Annotated in this window: 12 protein-coding genes; 9 read left to right on the forward strand and 3 right to left on the reverse strand. The window is 70.2% G+C overall.

Annotated features, from left to right (window positions below; genetic code table 11):
• Positions 1-92 precede the first annotated feature (92 nt).
• The gene (locus tag ACFY9I_RS27085; protein ID WP_391005991.1) at positions 93-1,511 is read left to right on the forward strand and encodes a sugar porter family MFS transporter; all 1,419 of its coding nucleotides are present in this window, start codon (positions 93-95) and stop codon (positions 1,509-1,511) included.
• Positions 1,512-1,641: 130 nt separating this feature from the next.
• Here ACFY9I_RS27085 and ACFY9I_RS27090 read toward each other — a convergent pair whose 3' ends face one another.
• On the reverse strand, positions 1,642-2,613 hold the full coding sequence (locus tag ACFY9I_RS27090) for an LLM class flavin-dependent oxidoreductase (RefSeq protein WP_391005994.1): 972 nt from the start codon (positions 2,611-2,613) through the stop codon (positions 1,642-1,644).
• 131 nt (positions 2,614-2,744) lie between these two features.
• On the opposite strand from ACFY9I_RS27090, the gene ftsY reads away from it, so the two are divergent.
• Entirely contained in the window at positions 2,745-3,950 is a 1,206-nt protein-coding gene (ftsY, locus tag ACFY9I_RS27095) for a signal recognition particle-docking protein FtsY (RefSeq protein ID WP_391005997.1), read from the forward strand.
• Between the two features lie 164 nt (positions 3,951-4,114).
• Here ftsY and ACFY9I_RS27100 read toward each other — a convergent pair whose 3' ends face one another.
• On the reverse strand, positions 4,115-4,771 hold the full coding sequence (locus tag ACFY9I_RS27100) for a bifunctional DNA primase/polymerase (RefSeq protein WP_391006000.1): 657 nt from the start codon (positions 4,769-4,771) through the stop codon (positions 4,115-4,117).
• A gap of 428 nt (positions 4,772-5,199) precedes the next feature.
• Between ACFY9I_RS27100 and ACFY9I_RS27105 the strand changes: the two genes are divergently transcribed.
• From ACFY9I_RS27105 to ffh, 5 genes are all read left to right on the forward strand, one after another.
• A complete protein-coding gene (locus ACFY9I_RS27105) occupies positions 5,200-6,675 on the forward strand; it encodes a hypothetical protein (RefSeq protein ID WP_391006003.1) in 1,476 nt (491 codons plus the stop codon).
• A 431-nt stretch (positions 6,676-7,106) separates the two neighbouring features.
• A complete protein-coding gene (locus ACFY9I_RS27110; protein ID WP_391006005.1) occupies positions 7,107-8,399 on the forward strand; it encodes an ammonium transporter in 1,293 nt (430 codons plus the stop codon).
• On the forward strand, positions 8,396-8,734 hold the full coding sequence (locus ACFY9I_RS27115) for a P-II family nitrogen regulator (RefSeq protein ID WP_003997576.1): 339 nt from the start codon (positions 8,396-8,398) through the stop codon (positions 8,732-8,734). Before ACFY9I_RS27110 ends, ACFY9I_RS27115 begins: the two co-directional genes overlap by 4 nt.
• Positions 8,735-8,760: 26 nt before the next feature.
• Positions 8,761-11,217: a [protein-PII] uridylyltransferase gene (locus tag ACFY9I_RS27120; RefSeq protein WP_391006008.1), complete on the forward strand. Its 2,457-nt coding sequence runs from the start codon at positions 8,761-8,763 to the stop codon at positions 11,215-11,217.
• A 156-nt stretch (positions 11,218-11,373) separates the two neighbouring features.
• Positions 11,374-12,924, forward strand: a complete 1,551-nt coding sequence (gene ffh, locus ACFY9I_RS27125) for a signal recognition particle protein (protein WP_391006011.1) — start codon at positions 11,374-11,376, stop codon at positions 12,922-12,924.
• Positions 12,925-13,204: 280 nt separating this feature from the next.
• Here the strand turns inward: ffh and ACFY9I_RS27130 are convergent, their stop codons facing one another.
• Positions 13,205-13,963 carry an SAM-dependent methyltransferase gene (locus ACFY9I_RS27130; RefSeq protein ID WP_391006014.1) on the reverse strand — a complete coding sequence of 253 codons (759 nt, stop codon included), beginning with the start codon at positions 13,961-13,963 and terminating at the stop codon, positions 13,205-13,207.
• A 302-nt stretch (positions 13,964-14,265) separates the two neighbouring features.
• Here ACFY9I_RS27130 and proS point away from each other — a divergent pair, with 302 nt between their 5' ends.
• Positions 14,266-15,681, forward strand: a complete 1,416-nt coding sequence (gene proS, locus ACFY9I_RS27135; RefSeq protein ID WP_391006016.1) for a proline--tRNA ligase — start codon at positions 14,266-14,268, stop codon at positions 15,679-15,681.
• A gap of 258 nt (positions 15,682-15,939) precedes the next feature.
• Entirely contained in the window at positions 15,940-16,536 is a 597-nt protein-coding gene (locus ACFY9I_RS27140; protein ID WP_391006019.1) for a hypothetical protein, read from the forward strand.
• Positions 16,537-16,815: the final 279 nt, after the last annotated feature.

Consider the following 16,815-nt stretch of genomic DNA (forward strand, 5'->3'; position numbering starts at 1 on the left):
TCAGTGCGGGTAGGCGGGGCTGGTTGCTTTTACCTTCAAGTCGAGGGTCCCCCCACATCGGCGGCGTTGCCGGTGGTCCGAGGAGTACAGACGTGACCAGCACTGCGCAGGCAGCAAAGACAGGAGCGCGGGACGCTCATCCCGACCATCTCTCGCATGTGATCTTCATTGCGGCGGCGGCCGCGATGGGCGGTTTCCTCTTCGGTTACGACAGCGCCGTGATCAACGGCGCTGTCGAAGCCATCCGGCACCGCTACGACATCGGCTCCACGGCGTTGGCGCAGGTCATCGCCGTCGCGCTGATCGGCTGCGCCGTCGGCGCGGCCACCGCGGGCCGGATAGCCGACCGCATCGGACGCATCCGCTGCATGCAGATCGCGGCCGTGCTCTTCACGGTCAGCGCCATCGGTTCCGCGCTCCCCTTCGCGCTGTACGACCTCGCCTTCTGGCGGACCGTCGGCGGCTTCGCCATCGGCATGGCGTCCGTGATCGGACCCGCCTACATCGCCGAGGTCGCCCCGCCCGCCTACCGAGGGCGGCTCGGCTCCTTCCAGCAGGCCGCGATCGTCGTCGGCATCGCCATCTCCCAGCTGGTCAACTGGGGCATCCTGAACGCCGCCGGCGGCGACCAGCGCGGTGAGCTGCTGGGCCTGGAGGCCTGGCAGATCATGCTCGGCGTCATGGTCGTCCCGGCCGTGCTGTACGGCCTGCTCTCCTTCGCGATCCCCGAGTCGCCGCGCTTCCTGATCTCCGTCGGCAAGGACGAGCGCGCTCGAGAGGTGCTCGCCGAGGTCGAGGGCAAGAACGTCGACCTGGACGCCCGGGTCGCCGAGATCGAGTCGGCCATGAGGAGTGAGCACAAGTCGACCTTCAAGGACCTGCTCGGCGGCAGCTACCTCTTCAAGCCGATCGTCTGGATCGGCATCGGCCTGTCGGTCTTCCAGCAGTTCGTCGGCATCAACGTGGCGTTCTACTACTCCGCCACCCTGTGGCAGTCCGTGGGTGTCGACCCGACCGAGTCGTTCTTCTACTCCTTCACGACCTCGATCATCAACATCGTCGGCACCGTCATCGCGATGATCTTCGTGGACCGCGTCGGCCGCAGGCCGCTAGCCCTCATCGGCTCCGCCGGCATGGTCGTCGGTCTCGCCCTGGAGGCCTGGGCCTTCTCCTACGACCTCGTCGACGGCAAGCTCCCCGCCACCCAGGGCTGGGTCGCCCTGATCGCCGCCCATGTCTTCGTCCTCTTCTTCGCCCTCTCCTGGGGTGTCGTCGTCTGGGTCATGCTCGGCGAGATGTTCCCCAACAGGATCCGCGCCGCCGCCCTGGGCGTGGCCGCCGCCGCACAGTGGATCGCCAACTGGGCCATCACTGCGAGCTTCCCGTCCCTGGCCGAGTGGAACCTGTCCGTGACGTACGTGATCTACACGGTCTTCGCCGCGCTCTCCATCCCCTTCGTCCTGAAGTTCGTGAAGGAGACGAAGGGCAAGGCGCTGGAGGAGATGGGTTAGCCCGTCGGCACGCGCCTCCCCGAGTTCGAGGAGAGGGGTGAAGTCCCCGCGCCCTTCTCCTCGTCCCCCTACGCCGTCCCGGCCCGGCCACCGAGCCGGGACGGCGGCCGGTTCACCCGGGAGGCGGTGATCACTCGTTCAGGCGCGGCAGTACCCGCTCGACGAACAGCCGCAGCCCGCGCCACCCCTCCTCGACCGGCATCCCGCCGGCCAGGGGATGCAGCACGTAGGAGTCCAGGCCCAGCGCCACGCACTCGTCCGGTGTGACGATGCGGTAGACGCCCTCCGCGCGCAGCTCCGCCACCGTCGCCGCCCCCGAACGCACGGCCGACCGGACGCCGGGCGACTGCCAGGAGGCGTACGTCCGCGCCTCGTGCAGCAAGTGGTCGCCGTACTCGGCCCACGCCCGGTCAGGATCCTCCGCCACATGCAGCAGCGGGGTCTCGGCGGCGGGCATCATGGTCCAGCCCTCGGTGCCGTACTCGACGAGCCGCTCCTTGTAGTACGCCTCCAGCTCCGGCAGATGGGCGCTCGGGAAGAAGGGGAGACCCAGGCGGGCCGCGCGGCGGGCCGCGGCCTTGGAGGAACCGCCGACCAGCAGCAGCGGATGCGGCTCGGTGCCCGGGCGCGGCGTCACCCGGACCGTGCGCCCCCGATAGGTGAACGGCTCGCCCGTCCACGCCCGGAGCAACGTCTCCAGCAGCTCGTCCTGCAGCCTGCCGCGCCCCTTCCAGTCGACATCGAACTGGATGTACTCCTCCGGCCGGTACCCGATCCCGGCGACGGTCACCAGCCGGCCGCCGCTCACCAGGTCCAGCACGGCGATGTCCTCGGCCAGCCGCAGCGGATCGTGCAGCGGGCCGATCACCGCCGACACCGTGACCGCGATCCGGCGGGTCGCCCCGAACACCGCCCCCGCGAAGACGAACGGCGACGGCAGCCAGTTGTTCTCGACCCCGTGGTGCTCCTCCGTCTGCACGGTGCCGATGCCCTGCTCATCGGCGTACGCGGCCATCTCGACGGCGGCCCGGTAGCGGGCCCGGAGCGAGCCGGGAGTGGCACCGGGCTCGACCAGGTTGAAACGGACGACCGTGACGGGCATGGGACCCCCTTGGGCGGCTGTGGAGGGGACGTTAGCTGACGGGCCATCAGGTATCCAGGGGTGTGGAAGAGCCGTGTCCCCCGTACGGCGATCAAACGCGGCGCGGGGTGGTCCCGCATACTGGCCTAGTTATGGAACTCATCCTTGCTGTAGTCATCGCCGTGGTCGTGCTCGGCGTGCTGGGCGGGCTCGTCGTAGGCAGCCGCAGGAAGAAGTCGCTGCCCCCGGCGCCCCCGACGACACCCGACATCACCGCACCCCCGGCCGAGCCGCATGTCGGCGACGAGGCCGAGACACCGCGCGACGAGCCGCGCAGAACGATCGAGGAGGTCGACCTCCCGGACGCCTCGGCGACGGCACCTGTCGCCGTCGAGGAGCCCCCGGTCGTGGAGGCTCCCGCGATCGAGATCCCCGAGCCGACCGCCGGCCGTCTGGTGCGGCTGCGCGCCAGGCTCTCCCGCTCGCAGAACGCGCTCGGCAAGGGGCTGCTCACGCTGCTCTCGCGCGAGCACCTCGACGACGACACCTGGGAGGAGATCGAGGACACCCTCCTGACCGCCGACGTCGGCGTCCAGCCCACCCAGGAGTTGGTCGAACGACTGCGTGAGCGCGTGAAGGTGCTCGGCACCCGCACTCCGGCGGAGCTGCGCACCCTGCTGCGCGAGGAACTGCTGAAGATCCTGGTCCCGGAGTTCGACCGCGCGGTCAACACCGACTCGCCGCTCGACACGCCCGGCATCGTGATGGTCGTCGGAGTCAACGGCACCGGCAAGACCACCACCACCGGCAAGCTGGCCCGTGTCCTCGTCGCTGACGGCAAGAACGTCGTCCTCGGCGCCGCCGACACCTTCCGCGCCGCCGCCGCCGACCAGCTCCAGACCTGGGGCGAGCGCGTCGGCGCCCGTACCGTGCGGGGGCCCGAGGGCGGCGACCCGGCGTCCATCGCCTTCGACGCCGTCAAGGAGGGCATCGAGGAGGGCGCCGACGCGGTCCTCATCGACACCGCCGGCCGGCTGCACACCAAGACCGGTCTCATGGACGAGCTCGGCAAGGTCAAGCGCGTCGTGGAGAAGCACGCGCCGCTGGACGAGATCCTGCTCGTCCTCGACGCCACCACCGGTCAGAACGGCCTCGTCCAGGCCCGCGTCTTCGCCGAGGTCGTCGACATCACCGGCATCGTCCTCACCAAGCTCGACGGCACCGCCAAGGGCGGCATCGTCATCGCCGTGCAGCGCGAGCTGGGCGTTCCCGTCAAGCTCGTCGGCCTGGGAGAGGGCGCGGACGACCTGGCGCCGTTCGAGCCGGAGGCGTTCGTGGATGCGCTCATCGGCGAATGACCTCCCGGAAAGCCACCTACGGGCAGCCATAGCCGCCATGCCGAGAAGCGCCCGCCCCCGAGGTGTAGTGGGGGACGGGCGCTTCTCTGTGGACGCACGGGGATGAGGTCGGGCCCGGTACGTGGGGAGGGCTGAAACAGGGCCTGGTATGTACGGGGCCGAGGTCAGGCCCGCGACCGGTGGGCCACGTAGGCCAGTGTGCCCAGCAGCAGTCGAGCGGCCGGCGGCTTCGTCGCCGAGTCGAGGGCGGGGGAGCGGAGCCAGCGGACCGGACCGAGGCCGCCGCGGTCGGAGGGCGGGGCGGTGACGTGGGCGCCCGGGCCGAGACCGCGCAGGTCGAGGGCGGACGGGTCATCCCAGCCCATGCGGTAGAGGAGCGCGGACAACTCGGCGGCGGCGCCGGGGGCGACGAGGAAGTGGGCGCGGCCCTCGGGCGTGGCGATCACCGGACCGACGGGCAGCCCCATGCGCTCGAGGCGGACGAGCGCGTGCCGGCCCGCCGACTCGGCGACCTCGACGACGTCGAAGGAGCGGCCCACCGGAAGCATCACGGAGGCGCCGGGGAACTCGGCCCACGCCTCGGTCACCTCGTCGAGCGTCGCGCCGGCGCGGACCGGGGACGCGAAGTCGAGGGGGTGAGCTCCTGGCGCGGAGCAGTCTGCCTTACCGCACGAGCACGCGCCCGAAGCGGTCCGCGCGCCGGGGACCACGTCCCACCCCCAGAGGCCGGTGAACTCGGCCACGGCCGTGCACTCCGAGGAACGGCCGCGCCGACGCGTGCCGGATCGCATCTCGCGAATGCCGCCGATAGTGAAGCCCATGCCCCCTCCAACGGGTCCAGCGCGCCGTGGTTACGCGACGGAGTCGCCATGCGACGCTCTGCTTCCGCAGCGGCGGCGCACTATGGCACCTCCGGTGGCGCGGTCACGGATGTGCGCCCCTGAACGCATCACTCCGCCCTGTCCGGGCCGTTCTGTGTCAAGTGAATCGCGTACGGGTGACCGTTAGTTCATTCGAAGGGGTGGCGAATGGTGGCGTTTCTGGGATCGCCGTGGCCGGACGAGTGATCGTAAGATTACTTTGAGTGCACGCGACCTGAGGGATGTCCGCGCCCGTGGGTATGCCGGAGGCAAGTCGTCTTTCCGTTCGACGGGTGACAAGTGTCGGACGTACGGCGTGGTAACCGGCATTCTGGTAGGGCTTGGCGCACACAGCGCACACAAGTGGTTTCAGGGATGGGGGCGTTCCAGTGGGCGGCAACGGCGGAAGCGGCACCAACGCTGAGAAGCGCCCGAACGAACTGCTGGGCTCGTGGTTCGTCCGCAGCGGCTGGTCCAAGGGCGAGCTCGCCCGGCAGGTGAACCGCCGAGCCCGACAGCTCGGGGCCAATCACATCTCCACCGACACCTCACGCGTACGGCGCTGGCTCGACGGGGAGAACCCGCGCGAGCCGATCCCGCGCATCCTGTCCGAGCTGTTCTCCGAGCGGTTCGGCTGTGTCGTGGCGGTGGAGGACCTGGGGCTGCGCGCCGCCCACCAGGCACCGTCCGTGTCCGGCGTCGACCTGCCCTGGACGGGCCCGCAGACGGTGGCGCTGATCAGCGAGTTCTCGCGTAGCGACCTGATGCTCGCGCGGCGCGGTTTCCTCGGGAGCTCGCTGGGCCTGGCCGCGGGCCCGGCCCTCATCGAGCCGATGCAGCGCTGGCTGGTGCCCTCGCCCACCGCCCCGCGACCGGAGTCCGAGCCCTCGCCCGCCGCGCGCCGCGCCGGCCGGCTCTCCCAACCGGAGCTGGACCTCCTCGAATCCACCACGGTGATGTTCCGGCAGTGGGACGCCCAGTGCGGTGGCGGTCTGCGGCGCAAGGCGGTCGTCGGCCAGTTGCACGAGGTGACCGACCTCCTCCAGGAGCCCCAGCCCGAGGCCACCACCCGGCGGCTGTTCAAAGTGGCCGCCGAACTGGCGGAGCTGGCCGGCTGGATGAGCTACGACATCGGTCTCCAGCCCACCGCGCAGAAGTACTTCGTCCTCGCGCTGCACGCGGCCAAGGAGGCCGGCGACAAGCCCCTCGGTTCCTACGTCCTGTCCAGCATGAGCCGTCAGATGATCCACCTCGGCCGCCCCGACGACGCCCTCGAACTGATCCATCTCGCCCAGTACGGCAGCCGTGACTGCGCGAGCCCGCGCACCCAGTCGATGCTGTATGCGATGGAAGCCCGCGCCTACGCCAACATGGGCCAGCCCGGAAAGTGCAAACGGGCTGTCCGGATGGCCGAGGACGTCTTCGCCGAAGCCGAGGAGTGGGATGACCCGGACCCCGACTGGATCCGGTTCTTCAACGAGGCCGAGCTGCACGGCGAGAACTCCCACTCCTACCGTGACCTCGCCTATGTCGCCGGCCGCAGCCCCACCTACGCTTCCCTGGCCGAGCCGGTGATGCGCCGCGCCGTGGACCTCTTCGCCACGGACACCGAACACCAGCGGTCGTACGCGCTGAACCTGATCGGTATGGCGACGGTGCATCTGCTCCAGTGCGAGCCAGAGCAGGGCGCGGCCATGGCCCAGCAGGCCATGGAGGTGGCCCGCAAGGTCCGCTCCGAGCGCGTCAACACCCGTATCCGCAAGACCGTCGACACGGCCGTACGCGATTTCGGTGGCCTGTCCGAGGTCGTCGACCTCACCGACCAGCTCGCCGTCCACCTCCCCGAGACCGCCGAAGCGGTCTGACCCCGGCCCGGCCCGCCGCACCTCGAGGGCCCGCTGACCCCGGCCGCGGCCGGCCATCCCGACTGCCCGACTCGGCTCCCCCATGCCAGGTCATCGGATGGTCTGCCGTGGTCGGTCCGTTTCCGGCGCCGCAGCCGGTTCGTTCCTCGAATCCGTCGGTTCGCTCCCGTTCCGTCGGAAGTTCCATCGGATACGAAACCGTTATGCGCGAGGGAGCCCGCAGAGGCAGGGCCCCACACGGGATCAATCCTCCGAGATTCACGTTTCACCTGTCTGTAACGTGATGAGGGCCTTCGTCACGTGCGGGAAACATTTCCAAACTTCCCGTGAAACGGTGCTGCGTCAGTCTCCTGAGCACAGTCGGCCCTCCCCGATAGCTCCCAAGCTTCAGCATCCGCACGGGCCGTTCCGACCACGAGGAGATACCGGCATTGAACGGCACAGATACCGGATTCGTATTGATCAGTGCGGCGCTCGTCATGGTGATGACGCCGGGCCTGGCGCTCTTCTACGGCGGCATGGTCCGGGCCAAGAGCGTGCTGAACATGTTGATGATGTCCTTCATCTCGCTGGGCATCGTCAGCATCCTGTGGGTGCTGTACGGCTACTCGCTCGCCTTCAGCGGTGACCAGGGCGGCTTCATCGGCAACCTGGACGCGATCGGCCTCAAGGGCATCGACGTCACCAGCACGGTCGACGGCTTCGTCACCGGCGCCAACGGCGAGCCGCACAAGATCGCCGCGTTCGCCTTCATTCTCTTCCAGATGCTGTTCGCGGTCATCACCCCGGCCCTGATGAGCGGCGCGCTCGCCGACCGCGTCAAGTTCAGCGCCTGGATGATCTTCGTCGCGCTCTGGGTCACCCTGGCGTACTTCCCGGTCGCCCACTGGGTCTGGGCGCCCGGCGGCTGGCTCTTCGAGAAGGGTGTCATCGACTTCGCCGGTGGTACCGCGGTCCACATCAACGCCGGTGTCGGCGCGCTCGCCGCGGTCCTGGTCGTGGGCAAGCGGATCGGCTTCAAGAAGGACCCGATGCGGCCGCACAGCCTGCCGCTGGTCCTGATCGGCACCGCCCTGCTGTGGTTCGGCTGGTTCGGCTTCAACGCCGGTTCCTGGCTCGGTGTCGACGGCACGACCGCCCGCATGGCCGTCAACACGCAGATCGCGACCGCCGCGGCCATCATCGGCTGGCTGATCTACGAGCGCATCCGCCACGGTGCGTTCACCACCCTCGGTGCCTGCTCCGGTGCCGTCGCGGGGCTCGTCGCGATCACCCCGTCCGGCGGTCACGTCAACGCCTTCGGCGCCATCCTGATCGGCATCGTGGCCGGTGCCGTCTGCTCCTGGGCCGTCAGCCTCAAGTACAAGCTCGGCTACGACGACTCCCTCGACGTCGTCGGCGTCCACCTGGTCGGTGGTGTCATCGGTACCCTCATGGTCGGCTTCCTGGCCACCGAGGTCGGGGGTTGGAGCCAGTTCGGCAAGCAGGCCACCGGTGCCTTCTCCGTCATGGGCTACACCTTCGTGGTGACCTGGCTCATCGCCTTCGCCATCCAGAAGACGATCGGCTTCCGGGCGTCCGAGGAGGACGAGGTCACCGGTGTCGACCAGGCCCTCCACGCCGAGACCGCCTACGACTTCAGCTCGGCAGCGGGTTCGCACATCTCCTCCGCCACCACGACGAGCAGCGTCGCTGCCACTGAGAGCAAGAAGGTCGAGGCATGAAGCTGATCACCGCCGTCGTCAAGCCGCACCGGCTCGACGAGATCAAGGAAGCCCTGCAGGCCTTCGGGGTGCACGGCCTTACGGTGACCGAGGCCAGTGGGTACGGTCGGCAGCGGGGACACACCGAGGTGTACCGCGGCGCCGAGTACACGGTGGACCTTGTTCCCAAGATCCGTATCGAGGTGCTCGCCGAGGACGACGACGCCGAACAGCTGATCGACGTCATCGTCAAGGCCGCCCGCACCGGCAAGATCGGTGACGGCAAGGTCTGGTCCCTCCCGGTCGAGACGGCCGTTCGGGTCCGGACCGGCGAGCGCGGCCCGGACGCGCTCTGACCGAAGAGAAGAACAGGAGTCACTGGGTGACGAGTACGGACGTACGTACGGATGCAGAGGACTCGGGACCCAGCGGCTACGCGGCGGCCCGGCTGCGCCTCCTCCAGGAGGGGGCGCAGTCCGGGCCGCCGCGCCGTTCGGCCCTGGCCGAGCTGACCGACGACTGGCTCACGGGACTGTTCGGCGCGGGGCACTCCGAACCACGTGGGGTCTCGCTGGTCGCCGTCGGGGGATACGGGCGCGGCGAGCTCTCGCCCCGCAGCGACCTGGATCTGCTGCTCCTGCACGACGGGTCCGACGACGAGGCGGTGGCCGCGCTGGCCGACCGCATCTGGTACCCCGTCTGGGACCTCGGGCTGGCCCTCGACCACTCCGTCCGCACCCCCGCCGAGGCACGCAAGACCGCCGGCGAGGACCTCAAGGTGCAGCTCGGACTGCTGGACGCCCGGCACATCGCCGGTGATCTGGGACTGACCGCCGGACTGCGGACCTCCGTCCTCGCCGACTGGCGCAACCAGGCGCCCAAACGCCTCCCGGAACTCCAGGAGCTGTGCGCCGAGCGGGCCGAGCGGCAGGGGGAGCTGCAGTACCTGCTCGAACCCGATCTCAAGGAAGCACGCGGCGGACTGCGTGACGCCACCGCCCTGCGCGCCGTCGCCGCCTCCTGGCTCGCCGACGCCCCGCGCGAGGGGCTCGCGGACGCACGGCGCCGCCTCCTCGACGCACGGGACGCGCTCCATCTCACCACCGGGCGCGCGACCGACCGGCTCGCGCTCCAGGAACAGGACCAGGTCGCCGCCGAACTGGGCCTGCTGGACGCCGACACCCTGCTGCGTCAGGTGTACGAGGCCGCGCGGGTCATCTCCTACGCCAGTGATGTGACGTGGCGTGAAGTGGGGCGCGTGCTGCGGTCGCGCGCTGTACGGCCCCGGTTGCGCTCCATGCTCGGGGGCGGCAAGCCGGTCCCCGAGCGGTCGCCGCTGGCCGAGGGCGTGGTCGAGCAGGACGGCGAGGTCGTCCTCGCGCGCGCCGCCAAGCCCGACCGGGACCCCGTGCTGCCGCTGCGCGCCGCCGCGGCTGCCGCCCAAGCGGGCCTGCCGCTCTCCCTGCACGCCGTACGCCGCCTGGCGGCCGCCGCCCGGCCGCTGCCGACGCCCTGGCCCGCCGAGGCGCGCGAGCAGCTCGTCACGCTGCTGGGCTCCGGGCGTCCGACCGTCGACGTCTGGGAGGCACTGGAGGCCGAGGGCCTCATCACCCATCTGCTGCCCGACTGGGAGCGGGTCCGCTGCCGGCCGCAGCGCAACGCCGTGCACATCTGGACCGTCGACCGGCACCTCATCGAGACCGCCGTCCAGGCCTCCGAGATGACCCGCCGGGTCCACCGCCCCGACCTCCTCCTCGTCGCCGCGTTGCTGCACGACATCGGCAAGGGCTGGCCCGGCGACCACTCCGTCGCCGGCGAGATCATCGCCAGGGACGTGGCCGCCAGGATCGGCTTCGACCGCGAGGACGTGGCGGTGCTCGCCACCCTCGTACGGCACCATCTGCTGCTCGTCGACACGGCCACCCGGCGTGACCTGGAGGACCCGGCCACCGTGCGGTCCGTGGCCGACGCCGTCGGATCACCGGGCACGCTCGAACTGCTGCACGCGCTGACCGAGTCGGACGCGCTGGCCACCGGGCCCGCCGCCTGGTCGTCGTGGCGTGCCTCGCTCGTGTCCGAACTGGTGCAGCGGGTCGACGCGTTGTTCGCCGGGGACGTCCCCGAGGAGCCGGAGCCCGCCGCGCCCACGGCCGAACAGGAGCGGCTCTCCATCGAGGCGTTCCGCACGGGCGGACCGGTGCTGTCGCTGCGCGCTCGGCCCGACGACGCCGTCGTCGCCGAGGAGAAGGGCGAGAAGGCCGACCCCGAGCCGCTCGGCGTGGAACTCCTCATCGCCGTTCCCGACCAGCCGGGCGTGCTGCCCGCGGTCGCCGGTGTCCTCGCCATGCACCGGCTCACCGTCCGCACGGCCGAACTGCGGACCTTCGACCTACCGGACGGCGTCGAGGGCTCCGTCCTGCTGCTGAACTGGCGGGTGGCCGCAGAGTACGGCTCGCTGCCGCAGGCGGCCCGGCTCCGCTCCGACCTCGTGCGGGCCCTGGACGGCTCGCTGGACATCGCCGGACGGCTCGCCGAGCGCGACGCGGCCTATCCCAGGCGGCGCGGCTCCGTGGCACCGCCGCCGCGCGTCACGGTGGCCGCCGCGGCCTCCCGGCACGCCACGGTCATCGAGGTGCGCGCCCAGGACGCCCCCGGTCTGCTGCACCGGATCGGGCGCGCCCTGGAGGACGCGCACGTACGTGTGCGCAGCGCGCATGTCAGCACGCTGGGTGCCAACGCCGTGGACGCCTTCTACGTGACCGGGCCGAAGGGCACACCGCTGCCGTCGGACGAGGCGGCGTCCGTGGCGCGGAAACTGGAGGAGACCCTGCGCGGCTGAGCAGCGGGGGTACGGGGCGCCGCCGGGGCCCCGTACCCCTGACCCGCGACACCGGCCTTTCCCTCACTATCCACAGGGGTGGAGACCCGACCACACCCAGACAGATACCCTGGAGGGCAGCCCACACTGCCCCCGACTCCGAGGACCGACACCGCCGTGTTCGATACGCTCTCCGATCGCCTCTCAGCGACTTTCAAGAACCTGCGCGGCAAGGGGCGCCTTTCCGAGGCCGACATCGACGCCACGGCGCGCGAGATCCGCATCGCGCTCCTGGAGGCGGACGTCGCGCTGCCGGTCGTGCGGGGCTTCATCAAGAACGTCAAGGAGCGGGCGCTCGGCGCCGAGGTCTCCAAGGCGCTCAACCCCGCCCAGCAGGTCCTCAAGATCGTCAACGAGGAGCTGGTCGGGATCCTCGGCGGCGAGACCCGCCGTCTGCGCTTCGCCAAGCAGCCGCCGACCGTGATCATGCTCGCGGGTCTGCAGGGTGCCGGTAAGACGACCCTCGCGGGCAAGCTGGGCCGCTGGTTGAAGGAGCAGGGCCACTCGCCGCTCCTCGTCGCCTGTGACCTCCAGCGCCCCAACGCCGTGAACCAGCTCAGCGTCGTCGCCGAGCGCGCCGGTGTCGCGGTCTACGCCCCCGAGCCGGGCAACGGCGTGGGTGACCCGGTCAAGGTCGCCAAGGACTCCATCGAGTTCGCGAAGTCGAAGGTCCACGACATCGTGGTCGTCGACACCGCGGGCCGCCTGGGCATCGACCAGGAGATGATGCGGCAGGCCGCCGACATCCGGGACGCGGTCTCCCCGGACGAGATCCTCTTCGTCGTCGACGCGATGATCGGTCAGGACGCCGTCAACACGGCCGAGGCCTTCCGGGACGGCGTCGGCTTCGATGGCGTGGTCCTCTCCAAGCTCGACGGTGACGCCCGCGGTGGTGCCGCCCTCTCGATCGCCTCGGTCACCGGCAAGCCGATCATGTTCGCGTCGAACGGCGAGAAGCTCGACGAGTTCGACGCGTTCCACCCGGACCGGATGGCCTCCCGCATCCTCGACATGGGTGACCTGCTCACCCTGATCGAGCAGGCGGAGAAGACCTTCAGCCAGGAAGAGGCCGCCAAGATGGCCTCCAAGCTGGCGTCCAAGAAGGGCCAGGACTTCACGCTCGACGACTTCCTGGCCCAGATGGAGCAGGTCAGGAAGATGGGCAGCATCAGCAAGCTGCTCGGCATGCTGCCCGGCATGGGGCAGATCAAGGACCAGATCAACAACATCGACGAGCGCGACGTCGACCGCACGGCCGCGATCATCAAGTCGATGACCCCGGCCGAGCGCCAGGAACCGACGATCATCAACGGCTCGCGCCGCGCCCGTATCGCCAAGGGCTCCGGTGTCGAGGTCAGCGCCGTGAAGAACCTTGTCGAGCGGTTCTTCGAGGCCCGCAAGATGATGTCCCGCATGGCTCAGGGCGGCGGTATGCCTGGGATGCCGGGTATGCCCGGCATGGGGGGTGGCCCCGGCCGGACCAAGAAGCAGCCCAAGCAGGCCAAGGGCAAGCAGCGTTCGGGCAACCCGATGAAGCGCAAGCAGCAGGAGCAGGAGGAGGCCGCGCGCCGGGCCGCAGCCGCCCAGGGCGGCGCCCTCGGACTGCCGGGCCAGCAGGGCGCCCAGGACTTCGAGCTGCCGGACGAGTTCAAGAAGTTCATGGGCTGACCCGCCCGACGGCGGACGCCGCGTGACCGGCCGGGGGGTGTGGCCGGGCGCGCGGCGCCGGTGTGCCGTTGCGTGGACGGCATCAGTGTGGTGTCGCTCGTGGTGCTTCTGGTGGCAACTCCCGTACGCAGATGTGTGGTTCCCCTGGATGATGCGTCAGGCTATGGGTGCCGTACGGCCCTTGGCCAAGCGAAAGCGGGACCGGCCCGCTTTCTTCACACCATTCACACCCGTTCACACCCGCTCACACCTGCGTCGGAAGCGGCTCGCGAGGACCTTCTCAGGGCGTCCGCGCGATCAGATAGCGGAACACGTTCGGCATCCACACCGTGCCGTCCCGGCGGCGATGCGGATGCAGCGCCTCGGCCAGTTCCTTGTCCACCTGCACCTGGTCGGTGGCCCTGATCGCCGCGTCGAACAGGCCGGTCGACAACAGCCCCCGCACCGCGTTGTCCACGTTGGCGTACCCGAACGGGCAGGCCACGCGTCCCGAGCCGTCCGGTTTCAGGCCGGCTCGCTGGGCGACCTCCTCCAGGTCGTCCCGCAGTGCCGGACGCCAACTGCCCGCGCTCCGCAGCGGATCGGCCAGCTTCGTGGCCACCCGGAGCACGGCCGACGTGGTGCAGCGCTCCGGTGGGCCCCAGCCCGCGAGGACCACGGGGCTGCCGCGTTCCGCGAGCGGGGTCGCCGAGGCGAGCACGTCACCGAGACCCTCGGAGTCGCCGGCCAGACAGCCGATCGGCTCGAAGGCGGTCACCAGGTTGTACCGGGGGTCGCCGGGGGCGCGTGCCGCGTCCCCGGGTGCGCCGTCCACGACCCGGGTGCCGGCACGTGCGCGTGTGCCCCACGCCTCCGGCTGCAGTCGCTCTCGCGCGAGAGCGATTCTCTCGGGTGACGACGCGTCGACGCCGGTGACCGCGGCGCCCCACGACGCCGCCATCAGCAGCGCGAGCCCCGACCCGCAGCCGAGGCCGAGCAGCCGCGTACCGGCCCCGACATCGAGCCGCCGGTAGACGGCCTCGTAGAGCGGTACCAGCATCCGTTCCTGGATTTCGGCCCAGTCACGCGCGCGTGCACACTGGTCCACGCGGGGTGCGGCCCCCGCGCGAGGCAGTCGCTGCCGCACGAGCGTAGGTGTCATATCGAAAGCGCCCCAATCCGCCGTGAGTTGCCGTGCCGGATTTCCTGGCCCCCGTGGCAGTGCGCGCTCGCACTCCCCCCGTATGCCAGGAAACTCCGCACTCGGCGAGTCGTCCAGGGGTAGCGGACACCGGTTTGCGGACTGTCAGGGGCGGAAAAAAGAATTCACATCCCCGCAATATGCCCCCGTACTATCGCGCCATGGCAAAGGCACCCGTACTGACGCCCCGCGCGGAGGACTTCCCGCGCTGGTACCAGGATCTGATCACCAAGGCCGAACTGGCCGACAACGGCCCGGTGCGCGGCACCATGGTGATCCGACCGTACGGGTACGGGCTGTGGGAGCGGATGCAGCAGGAGATGGACGCCCGGATCAAGGAGACGGGCACGCAGAACGCGTACTTCCCGCTCCTGATCCCGCAGTCCTACCTCACCCGGGAGGCCGAGCACGTCGAGGGCTTCGCGCCCGAACTGGCCGTGGTGACGCACGGCGGCGGCAAGGACCTCGAAGAGCCCGCCGTGGTCCGCCCCACCTCCGAGATGATCATCAACGACTACTTCTCGAAGTGGATCCAGAGCTATCGCGACCTGCCCCTGTTGATCAACCAGTGGGCCAATGTGGTGCGTTGGGAGCTGCGCCCCCGTCTCTTCCTCCGCACGAGCGAGTTCCTCTGGCAGGAGGGGCACACGGCGCACGCGACGCATGAGGAGGCGCGCGACTTCGCCGCGCACATCCACCGGGAGGTCTACGAAAACTTCATGGTGAACGTCCTCGCCATGGACGTCGTCCCCGGCCGCAAGACCGTCAAGGAGCGCTTCGCGGGCGCCATCAACACCCTCACGCTCGAAGGCATGATGGGCGACGGCAAGGCCCTCCAGATGGCCACCAGCCACGAACTCGGCCAGAACTTCGCCAAGGCCTTCCAGACCCGGTACCTGTCCAGGGAGGGCAAGCAGGAACTCGTATGGCAGACCTCCTGGGGCTCCACCACCCGCATGATCGGCGCCTTGGTGATGATGCACGGCGACGACGACGGCCTGAGGGTCCCGCCGCGCCTCGCCCACGTCCAGGCCGTCGTCCTCGCCGTCAAGGGCGACGACGCGGTTCTGGCAAAGGTCCGCGAACTCGGCGACCGGCTGAAGACGGCGGGCGTCCGCGTCCAGGTGGACGACCGCACGGACATCCCGTTCGGCCGCCGCGCCGTCGACTGGGAGCTCAAGGGCGTCCCCGTGCGCATCGAGGTCGGCCCCCGTGACCTGGAGAACGGCACCGCGACGCTCGCCCGCCGCATCCCCAGCGGCAAGGAGCCGGCCGCCCTCGACTCGCTGGTCCACCTGCTGCCCGCGATCCTCGAAGAGGACCAGGCGCTCCTTCTGCGGCAGTCGCGCGAGCGCCGGGAGTCCCGGACGGCAGAGGTCTCCACGCTCGACGAGGCGATCGAGGCCGCCACGTCCGGCGGCTGGGCGCGTATCCCCTGGTCGACGCTGGGGGAGGAGGGCGAGACCAGGCTCGGCGAGCACGCGGTGACCGTACGGTGTCTCGTCGCCGAGGACGGGTCGGTGCCCGACTCCTATGACGCACCCGGTAACGTCGCTGTCGTGGCGCGCGCTTACTAGAGCGCGTCGTTCCGCGGGAGAGCGACCGAAACGCCCCTTGCGCATCTGCCGACCACAGGTGCCCCGGCGCGCGGGCTCCACTACGCGCCGGGGCGTACGTGTTACTACGTACCGCCTTGTGGGGAGCTGTGAGGCTTCTCCGCAGATCAGCGCACCCGCCCTCGTCAGGACGCACTAGTGGCAACTGACGGGTACGTGCAAATTATTTGGGATGCCCCGTAATCGGAACACAGCGGCACTCAGGCTCGTTGTCATTACGTGAGCACGACACAGACACCACCTGTTCTCGCCGCAGAACTGGCGCAGGCGTGGGCCGACATTCAACGGCACCACCCCGAGCTGCCGGATCTTGCCGCTCCCGAGTCCCTGATCGGGGAGTCGTCGTCCGCCTGCGGGCACGAACTCTCCTTCGAGCGACTGCTCCATGAGGCAGTCCATGGCATCGCCGCCGCGCGGGGAGTCCGCGACACCTCCCGGGCCGGCCGCTACCACAACCGCAGATTCCTCGCGATCGCCGAGGAACTCGGCCTCGACCACCCCGAGGAACCGCACCCCAGCAGCGGTTTCTCGCTGGTCACGCTCAACGCCGAGGCCAAGCGTCGCTACCGCCCGACCATCGACAGACTGCAGCGCGCCCTCAAGGCGCACACGGCGGCGACCTCCGAGGACACGGCCAGCAGCTTCCGGGGCCCGGCCGCACGCCACGGCTCCTCCGGCGGCGGCGTCCGCGTCAAGGCCGTCTGCGACTGCGGTCGCAACGTCCGCGTGGTCCCGTCCGTACTCGCCCAGGCCCCCATCGTCTGCGGCGGCTGCGGCAAGCCCTTCCGGATCCCGGAGGTCGTGGGCGCGGCGTGACGCGACGACGAGCTGAACAGACGGCCGCTCGTGGCGACCGTACGCAGCTCGTGGGCTCCACATCACGCCGAAGGGTGCCGCCGCGGCCATGCGCGGCCGCGGGCAGTCGTGCCGCTGGGGCGGCATGGTGGGCGCGGTGGCACCCCGCACCCGCCGGTGACGAGAAGCACCTCGGGCGCCGGAGGTCGCTTCGGCATGGCTTCGTACGGCCCCGGTGAGAGGCGAACCCCAGTGTGTGGCAGAATGGCCAGCTGTACTCGACAGCCGCACAGGACCCCT

Origin of the sequence: Streptomyces sp. NPDC012510 (assembly GCF_042955065.1) — a bacterium.
Taxonomy (GTDB): domain Bacteria; phylum Actinomycetota; class Actinomycetes; order Streptomycetales; family Streptomycetaceae; genus Streptomyces.